Origin of the sequence: Pseudodonghicola xiamenensis DSM 18339 (assembly GCF_000429365.1) — a bacterium.
In the GTDB taxonomy this organism is placed as follows: Bacteria; Pseudomonadota; Alphaproteobacteria; order Rhodobacterales; family Rhodobacteraceae; genus Pseudodonghicola; species Pseudodonghicola xiamenensis.
In genome coordinates this window covers 1-9,375 of the sequence record NZ_AUBS01000061.1, presented here as the reverse complement: position 1 = coordinate 9,375, position 9,375 = coordinate 1, and the positions used below count along the sequence as shown (strand labels likewise).

General features: G+C 62.9%; 7 protein-coding genes and 1 pseudogene. 7 read left to right on the top strand and 1 reads right to left on the bottom strand.

Annotation, left to right across the window (positions count from 1 at the left end; genetic code table 11):
• On the bottom strand, nucleotides 1-290 hold a 290-nt coding region (locus G455_RS26230; protein ID WP_205620492.1), incomplete at its 3' end, for a transposase.
• Between the two features lie 59 nt (nucleotides 291-349).
• On the opposite strand from G455_RS26230, the pseudogene G455_RS25070 reads away from it, so the two are divergent.
• The 7 genes and pseudogenes from G455_RS25070 to G455_RS25065 all read left to right on the top strand — a co-directional run.
• Nucleotides 350-1,105: pseudogene (locus G455_RS25070) on the top strand (NAD(P)/FAD-dependent oxidoreductase); the annotation flags it as partial.
• Between the two features lie 65 nt (nucleotides 1,106-1,170).
• Nucleotides 1,171-3,543, top strand: coding sequence for a DUF1989 domain-containing protein (locus G455_RS0121485; protein ID WP_028095526.1), 2,373 nt, complete (start codon nucleotides 1,171-1,173; stop codon nucleotides 3,541-3,543).
• A 119-nt stretch (nucleotides 3,544-3,662) separates the two neighbouring features.
• The gene (locus tag G455_RS0121480) at nucleotides 3,663-4,328 is read left to right on the top strand and encodes a GntR family transcriptional regulator (RefSeq protein ID WP_028095525.1); all 666 of its coding nucleotides are present in this window, start codon (nucleotides 3,663-3,665) and stop codon (nucleotides 4,326-4,328) included.
• Nucleotides 4,329-4,412: 84 nt separating this feature from the next.
• Complete coding sequence (locus G455_RS0121475) at nucleotides 4,413-4,970, top strand: biotin transporter BioY (protein ID WP_028095524.1); 558 nt, start codon at nucleotides 4,413-4,415, stop codon at nucleotides 4,968-4,970.
• Nucleotides 4,967-5,953 (top strand): biotin synthase BioB, encoded by a 987-nt coding sequence (gene bioB, locus G455_RS0121470; protein ID WP_028095523.1) that lies wholly within the window; start codon nucleotides 4,967-4,969, stop codon nucleotides 5,951-5,953. Before G455_RS0121475 ends, bioB begins: the two co-directional genes overlap by 4 nt.
• 361 nt (nucleotides 5,954-6,314) lie before the next feature.
• The gene (locus tag G455_RS0121460) at nucleotides 6,315-7,016 is read left to right on the top strand and encodes an MOSC domain-containing protein (protein WP_189658432.1); all 702 of its coding nucleotides are present in this window, start codon (nucleotides 6,315-6,317) and stop codon (nucleotides 7,014-7,016) included.
• A 662-nt stretch (nucleotides 7,017-7,678) separates the two neighbouring features.
• Nucleotides 7,679-9,375, top strand: a 1,697-nt coding sequence (locus G455_RS25065) for a DUF7507 domain-containing protein (protein ID WP_035367176.1), incomplete at its 3' end; no start/stop codon positions are given.

Sequence of the window (9,375 nt, the reverse complement as noted above, 5' to 3'; positions counted from 1 at the left end):
AGCATCGGATCGAAGGTGCCGTTCCGGTCGCGGGGGATGTCCAGAACGACCTTGCCGCTGTCGGTGGTCACGGTCTTCTGACTGCTGCCATTGCGCCGATTGGCCGGCTGATTATACCCCTCAGGGGCTTCCTCGGCGCGTTCTTCACCGAGATGGACGTCCATCTCCGTGCTCAGTGCCCGTTCCGCCAGCGCCTTTGTCAGCTCGGACAGAATGCCGTCCTTGCCAAACAAATCACCAGGCGCGCGGCCTTCCATCAATCGGTCCAAGATCTCTTTATCGATGCTCATACGTGGGTCTCCTCTTCGAGCAGTTACCACGTCAGCGCACAAAATTCAGGATAGTCCCGGGGAAGGATGTGCTGCTGATGGGCTCCTCCTACTCCGCCGAAGACATCGGGTCCCAGTGCTGGAAGTACGGCGCCAATTCCATCACCACCTGCTACCGCTCTGCCCCAATGGGGTTCAAATGGCCGGACAATTGGGAAGAAAAACCCGCGCTCCAGAAGATCGAGGGCAAGACCGCCTATTTCGCCGACGGCACCACCAAGGATGTCGACGTGATCATCCTGTGCACCGGCTACAAGCACTATTTCCCCTTCCTGCCTGACGACCTGCGCCTCAAGACAAAGAACCGCCTGGCTACCGCAGATCTCTACAAGGGCGTGGTTTACGTCCATAATCCCAAGCTGTTCTACCTGGGCATGCAGGACCAGTGGTTCACCTTCAACATGTTCGACGCCCAGGCCTGGTACGTGCGGGACATCATCCTGGGGCGCATCGAGGTTCCCGCCAACAAGGCAGCTCTCGAGGCCGACGTCATGGAACGTATCGAACGCGAAAACGCCTCCGATGATGTGAAATACGCGATCAACTATCAGGCCGATTATATCAAAGAGCTGATCGCCGACACCGATTACCCGTCCTTCAATGTCGACGGCGCGACCGAGGCCTTCTTGGAGTGGAAGAAACACAAGGCGAAGGACATCATGACCTTCCGCAACAACTCCTACGCCTCAGTGATCACCGGCACCATGGCCCCCGTCCACCACACGCCGTGGAAAGACGCGCTGGACGATAGCATGGAAGCGTATCTTCAGAACTGACACCTCCCCTGATCCGGGGGACCTGTGCGCCCCCGGTCTTTTTATTCAGACCGATGGAGATCCGATTGACCCTTGATCCTTCCGGCCTTCCCTTTCGCCCCGGCGCCCCGAAGGGCAGCTTTGCCCGTCGCCCCGCCGCCTTCACCCTGCGCCCGAACGAGGAGCGCCACAGCCTGCGCGGCGGCGGCGCCATGTTGCTGGAACTGAAACCTGGCGACCGGATCACCATCACCAATACCGAAGGCGGCCAGATGTGCGAGCTTCTGGCCGCCCATGACGACGGGCGCATCGACGCCGGTATACTCGGCTGCGTTACCAACACTTCAGGCGAGGGGCTGCGCGCAACCGTCAGCAGCCCGCGCCCCGGCATGGCGCGCCTGCGTCTCGGCCTCGCGAAGCGTCTAATCGAGCTTGCGGCGGCCAAAGCCATCGGCCTCTTCTCCGCCACCAGCCCGGCGGGCGAAAATGCGAGTTTCACCGCGCAGACGACCGGCTGGCTGCTGATCGCCGCCCCCGCCCCCGAGTCGGACTTCGAGGCGCAAACCACCGCCACGCCGCTCAGCGTGACGATCACCCGTGCCCAGCCCCGCCACGCCGGGTCCTTTGCCCTGCCCGACCCGTTGGCCGACACACTGCAAGACATCCGCATCGCCTCGGCCACGGCGCAGGCCTATCGCGTGAAAAAGGGCGAATTCATCCAGATCATGGATGTCGATGGTCGCCAATGCACCGATTTCCAATGTTTCGACGCGCGCAAGGTCGACAAGGGCATTTTCCACCCGCTCGACGTCACCACCACCCGCACGATCCAAGGCCACGCCTATCCGATGCCGGGCCTGCATTCGAAATATTTCGACCATGACCTGACACCTTTGGTCGAGGTGGTGCAGGACACCTGCGGTCGTCACGACGCCTTTGGCCTGGCGTGCAATGCCAAATATTACGATGACATCGGCTATCCCGGTCACGTCAACTGTTCCGACAATTTCAACGCGGTTCTGGACCCTTACGGCATTCCCGCTCGCCCCGGCTGGATGGCGGCGAATTTCTTCTTCAACACCGCGATCGACGAACATGGGGTGATGCTGGCGGATGAACCGTGGTCCCGCCCCGGCGATTACGTCTTGCTGCGCGCGCTGACCGATCTGGTCTGCGTGTCGTCGTCCTGTCCCGATGACACCTCTGCTGCCAATGGCTGGCATCTCACCGACATCCATGTGCGCACCTATGGCCCCGAGGAACGTTTTTCCCGCGCCACCGCCTGGCGCCCGACCCCTGACGAGGATCCGATCATGACGCGTGAAAGCGCCTTTTACGCCTCCTTCGCCGCGCTGACCCGCGATTTTGCCGACTACAACGGGTTCTGGCTGCCGAATTCCTTCCCGGAGTGTGATCCGGTGGAAAGCTATTGGGCCTGTCGCGAGGGCGTGGTGGTCATGGACCTCTCGGCCCTGCGCAAATTCGAGGTGACCGGCCCCGATGCCGAGGCGCTGATGAACTGGGTTCTGACCCGCAATGTCGAGAAACTCGCCATTGGTCAGGTGGTCTATTCCGCCATGTGCTACCCGCACGGCGGCATGATCGACGACGGCACCCTGTTCCGTCTGGGCGAGCATAATTTCCGCTGGATCGGCGGTTCGGATGAGGGCGGCGTCTGGATGCGCGAAGAGGCCAAGCGTCTTGACCTCAATGTCATGATCCGCTCCTCCACCGACCAGATGCACAACCTCGCCGTTCAGGGGCCAAAATCGCGTGACTTGATCAACGAGCTGTTCTGGACCGCGCCGCACCATCCTGAATTGATGGAAATGGGCTGGTTCCGCTTCACCCCTGCGCGTCTCGGCGATCACGAGGGCATCCCCGTGGTGATCTCGCGCACCGGTTACACCGGCGAGCTGGGCTATGAGATTTTCTGCCATCCGAAGCATGGCGCGGAGATTTTCAAAGCCGTCTGGGAGGCCGGTCAGAAGGTCGGCATGAAACCCATGGGGCTCGCCGGCCTCGACCTCGTCCGCATCGAAGCCGGGCTGGTCTTCGCAGGCTATGATTTCTCCGATCAGACCGATCCTTTCGAGGCCGGTGTCGGTTTTACCGTGCCACTCAAGTCCAAGACCGCAGATTTCGTCGGGCGTGACGCGCTCCTGCGCCGCAAGGAAACGCCGTCGCGCAAATTCGTGGGGCTTGAGATCGAGGGGCAGAACGCCGTCGCCCATGGCGATTGCATCCGCGTCGGTCGTGCGCAGGTGGGTGAAATTTGCTCTGCCATGCGCAGCCCCCGCACCGGCCAGTGGATCGCGCTCGCCCGCATCGACGTGGCGCATGCGGAGGAAGGCACGCAGGTCGAGGTTGGTCAGCTCGACGGGCATCTGAAGCGTTACCCCGCACGGGTGAGCGCCTTTCCGCATTACGACCCGAAAAAGGAACGGCCCCGTTCCTGACCGGCATGGGTCAGGACGATCCGGAGCCCCCGCCATCTTGCAGGCCATCGGCGGCACAGCCCGCCGGTGCCATGGAAATCGGCATCGACATCCTGCCACGCGTAAATTATCTATAATTTATGGCACAGACAGAAGAAACCCAGGCCGCGCGGATCGCACGCATTCTGGCCGACCGCATCATTTCGGGAGAGCTCTCCCCCGGCACGCGGCTGCGGCAGGATCACATCGCCGCCGAATTCGGCGCGAGCCATGTTCCCGTGCGCGAAGCCTTCCGACAACTGGACGCACAGGGGCTGGCGGAAAATCTACCCAGGCGCGGTTTTCGCGTGACCGACTTCGACGTGGCAGAGCTGCGCGAAGTGGCCGAAATGCGCTCCAGCCTCGAATCCCTCGCTTTGCGCCATGCCGCCCCCAATATGACGCGCGCTATTCTTGAGGAAGCAGAAGAGGTTACGCGGCACTGCGACAGCGCAACCTCGGTCCGCGACTGGGAGGCTGCCAACCGCCGCTTTCACCAGATGATCCTGGCACCCTGCCGAATGCCGCGACTGCTGCGCAGCATCGACGACCTGCAAACAGCCAGCGCCAGATTCCTGTTCGCAGCCTGGCGCCGGGACTGGGAGGCACGCACCGATCACGATCACCGCGCCATCCTGGACGCCCTGCGTAAGGGGCGGACCGATCTTGCCTGCAGCACCCTTGCCCGCCATGTCGGCTGGATCGGCAAACGCAAAGCAGCCAGGAAAAATGCTGACCCACGAGAGACTTATGAACTTCTTGGATAATTATCTATAATCCGAATTGCTTAAACCCTCACCTCCCTCCGTAATTATAGATAGATTCGACAGCTATCTTCGGAGGACAAGCCGATGGCATCTTTCACCCCCTCTCTGACACGATCCGCCCCGCTCTGGCGTGGGCTTGGCCTGGCACTTTGCGGCGCGGCGCTGATCACGCTGGGCGCCAAGGTCCAGATCCCATTCTGGCCGGTGCCAATGACATTGCATACCCTGGCCGTCTTTCTGGTCGCCGCGGCACTGGGCCCGCGTCTGGGCCTGGCCGCAATGGCCACCTATCTGGGCGCCGGGGCGATCGGGCTGCCGGTCTTCTCGGGTTCGCCCGAACGCGGTATCGGTCTGGCCTATATGGCGGGGCCGACGGGCGGTTATCTGCTGGGCTATCTGCTCGCCGCGCCGCTGGTCGGCGCCCTGGCGCAGAGCCGCAGCATGATCGGTGCGGCGCTGGCGATGGTCGCGGGGCTCGCCGTGGTCTATGCCGGAGGCCTCGCCTGGCTCGCCAGTTTCGTGCCGGCGCCGAAACTTCTGGCGGCAGGCTTCACCCCGTTCATCCTCGGTGATCTGGTCAAGATCGCGCTGGCCTCCGGCCTGATCGCGGCCGTCGCCCGTCTGAGAGGTCGCGCGCAATGATCCGCTCAGAAATCCGAACCGACTGGACCATGGCAGAGGCGCGCGCGATCCACGCCCTGCCCTTCGCCGATCTGATCCACCGCGCCCAGACGCTCCACCGCACGCATTTCGACCCCAATGCGATCGAGACCGCGAGCCTTCTGAGCATCAAAACCGGCGGCTGCCCCGAGGATTGCGGCTATTGCTCGCAATCGGCCCATCACGAGACCGGAGTGAAGGCCACTAAGCTGATGGGAACCGAGAAGGTTCTGGCCGCCGCGCAGCGTGCCAAGGCCTCCGGCGCGCAGCGCTTCTGCATGGGGGCCGCCTGGCGCAGCCCCAAGGACCGCGACATGGACAAGCTCTGCGACATGGTGCGGGGCGTGTCCGATCTGGGGCTCGAAACCTGCATGACGCTAGGGATGCTGTCGCCCGAACAGGTCGCGCGGCTCAAGGCGGCGGGCCTGGATTTCTACAACCACAACATCGACACCTCGCCCGAGTATTACGCGCAGATCGCCAGCACCCGGACGATGGAGGACCGCCTCGACACGGTCGAACAGGTCCGCAAGGGCGGCATCAAGGTCTGCTGCGGCGGCATCTTGGGCATGGGCGAGGCGGAGGAAGACCGCATCGCCATGCTGGTGACGCTGGCGACGCTCCCCGCGCATCCCGACAGCGTGCCGGTGAACCTGTGGAACGAGATCGAGGGCGTGCCGATACAGGACCGGGCCAAAGCCGTCGATCCCTTCGCGCTGGTCCGCACGGTGGCGCTGGCCCGCATCCTGATGCCAGCCTCGGTCGTGCGGTTGTCGGCCGGGCGCACGGGGATGAGCGATGAGCTGCAGGCGCTGTGCTTTCTTGCCGGGGCGAATTCGATCTTCGTGGGCGATCAACTCCTGACCACCGGCAACCCGGCGGCCTGGAAGGACCAGGACCTGCTGGCGCGGTTAGGCATGCGTGTCGCCCCAGCCCAGCCCCGGCGCGCGGTCGCGGCGGAATAGGTCAGCCCGGAAAGCTCCGGGCGGGGCTCTCACCCGCCCGGGCAATCTGCCCATCGCCCCTTTGCCCCCCAGATGGGAGGCCACGACGCCGGCCCCTTTCCACAGCGCACCGCGTGCCGGGCAACAGCGTCACTCCCGCTTGCCCGGCCCAGAGCTTTCCCCCCCGCATCAGCGCCTTGTCGGGCACCCGTTTCAGTTCCCGGGCGCTATCGGCAACAGGCCAGAGCCGCCCCTCCGGATCAAACTCGAGACAAAGGTGACCAAACGCCATCTGTGAACCCGTTCAGTCATTTTTTCCAAACTGGATCTTTCAAATGGGCCATCCATTTGCCAAACCTCCCACAGATGAAAGAGGCCCGCCATGAACACCGCTACCGCGCTGCCCCCGCAGATCACCCTTTTGACCGGGCGCATCGCGCCGCTCTCCGACAGCGACAAGCCGAGCGGTATTGTCAAAACACCGGTGGATCGCCCGCTTTCGCTCGGGCCCGAGGGGTTCACCGGTGATGAGCAGGCCGACCGGCGGGTCCATGGCGGTGTCGAGAAGGCGGTGCATCACTACGATTTCGGCCACTACGCCGCCTGGCGGAACGAGCTGGGCCCCCTGCCTGCGCTGAGCGCGCCCGGCGGCTTCGGCGAGAATATTTCAACCAGCGGACCAACAGAAACCACTGTCGCGGTGGGCGATATCTTCCGGCTCGGCACGGCACTGCTGCAGGTGTCGCAGGGGCGGCAGCCCTGCTGGAAGCTGAACAAGCGGTTCGAGGTGCCTGACATGGCGCGCCGGGTGCAACAAACCGGGCGCAGCGGCTGGTATTACCGCGTGTTGCAACCCGGGACCGTAGCCCCCGGCGACAGGCTGGAGCTGATCGACCGGCTAGCGCCGGAGTGGACGCTGCACCGGCTATGGCATGCGCTTTATGTCGACCGGATGAACCTGCCCGAGCTTCAGGGCATCGCCGCGCTGGATGTGCTAGCAGAGGGCTGGCGCAAATATGCGATCCGGCGCCTGGAAAGCCGCCAGGTCGAAGACTGGAGCAAAAGGCTAAACGGCAGCGCCTGACCCGCGGCAGCCAACCGGACAGCTGCGGCTCCCCGCGCCCTCACTCATTTGATCGCACAGGAGGCCTTCCGTCCGCGGAAGCTGTGTGCCCCGGCCCCGGCGGCCCCACGCATGGCCATTTCGAATCATCCCAAAACCCGATTCTCATCTGCAATGCGATGTCAGGAAATTGCCCACAACCTATGAGCGCGCATCCGGAACAACTGAGATCTGTATCTTCAAACGACCACTCGCGCGCATGGCGAGGCATCCCGCGACCGGCGCCTTCGGTGCCACCGCGATAACTCCCTGACACGGATGGATTATCCGCCCCTCTCCTGCCGGATCAGGCAGATTTCACAACATGCGTCGAGATTGAGCAAAATCGCCTAAATATTGACAGATTTGTAAACCCGACATTAACCTGATCATTACCACCTCTTCATCACGGCACGCTCAAAGTGAGGTGCTTGGCCGACAAGCCAAGGGCACAGAACCACTGTGCAGATTTCGTTCAACTGAGACGTAAAGGCGGGTCACCCTGTTCGCTGGCCCGACGGAGGACTTGTGCCAATTCAGGATACTGTTCCTCCTTCGGAGCGTGAAGGACCGGCGCCCCTGCGCCCCTTCTTCTGACGACAGGCTCTTCGAAATGATCCGCTAACCCTTTGGGAGGATTGATCATGGCCGAGGAGCTGAACACCGTACTCCAGTCCGATGCCGAGCTTACCGGCACCGGCGATTTCACTGTCATCACCGACCAGGCGGATTACAGCCCCGGTGACACTGCCACGATAACGGCCAGCGGCGTCGCGACCGGCGGATCTGTCACCTTCGAGGTCGATCATGTCTCGGATCCCGGGCCAGATGGCATCTATGGCACCGCCGACGACACCACGGTCGATCTTGGCGGAGACGGGCATGAAAGCTGGACGGTGGTGGACGGCGGTGAAGGCGATCTGGACGGCATCGCCAACGGCGTGATCGTCACCGAATGGTATGTGAACCCCGACGATTCCCTGAACGAGACCTTCTTGCTGTCGGCCAGCACCAACGACGGCCAGACCAGCTATACCAGCTTCACCGACGGGGCGAGCTATAACCTCGACCAATACAAGAACGGACCCGATATCTCGCACCTCGACAATGACGGTGACAGTTGGGTCAACGGCAACCTGAATGAAAATCAGGCCCATTATTATCAGGGTGACTTCGTCCCCTACCGCGCCACGCTCAGCGATCTGAGCCATGGCACCTATTTCCTGACCATTGAATATGACGTGACCCAGAGTGGCGAATTCTCTCTCGACTATCTGGGCTCCTATGACGCCAGCTATGTGACCGGCGCCACCCACGAAGGCGATCTCTATCCCGATCCCAAGGGCGACGGTTCTTCCCCCGACAGCGAACTTGCCGTGGCGCTGAGCCCGATTGTCGATGCCGGCCTCGACCAGACCGAGGGCACCGCTGACGACATCGCCCAGGTTGCCGGCAATATCAGTATGTTCGACGCCAGCCTTCTGGGCTTTGCCCTGGCCGGCGCCGATGGCGATTTCGGCACGGCGGATGATGTCTATTACCTCGCCGGCAACGGCAGCTGGGGCGACGGCGACGAGGCCATGGTGACCGGCTACGCCACCTTCATCTCCGGCGCCTATGCGTTGACCGATACGATCACCTCGGAAGAGGTCGGCGACGCGGTCTATCATTTCAGCGGCAGCCTGGGCGGCAATTCCCAGCAATCCGTCACCGTGATGTTCGACTATTCCGGCCCCGAAGGTGCAGATGCGGTGATCGCCTGGGGCGGCCACATCGCCACCAACCAGGACTGGGCCGACAGCGCCAATCCCACCGGCTCGCCCTATCACATGCGCCTGCTCGATATGGAAGCCTACAAGGACAACGGCGACAGCATCCAGGTCACCGGCACCGGCAATCAGGACCGGTCGCTGTCGCGCAGTGCCATCGTCGTCTTCAACCCCTCGATCGAGGTGATCAAGACCAATGGCGGTGTCGAGGACTTGGACGGTAACGGCGATGATGCCGGCGATCAGATCGTCTACAACTATAGCGTCACCAACACCGGTGACGTGGTTCTGCTCGACGTCACCGCCACCGACGATCTGCTGGGCGCCATCAGCCTCAGCGGTCTCACCGACGAGGATGGCGACGGGATGGCCGATGACCTGGCCGTCGGCGCCACCGCCACCGGCACCGCCACCGAGCTGCTCGATCAGGATCAGGTCGATGACGGTTCCGTCACCAATGTGGTCACCGCCGAGGGCACCGATCCCGCCGGCGATCCGGTCGAGGATGACGACACCAACACCGTCCCCATCGACCAGACCCCGGCCATCGAGGTGATCAAGACCAATGGCGG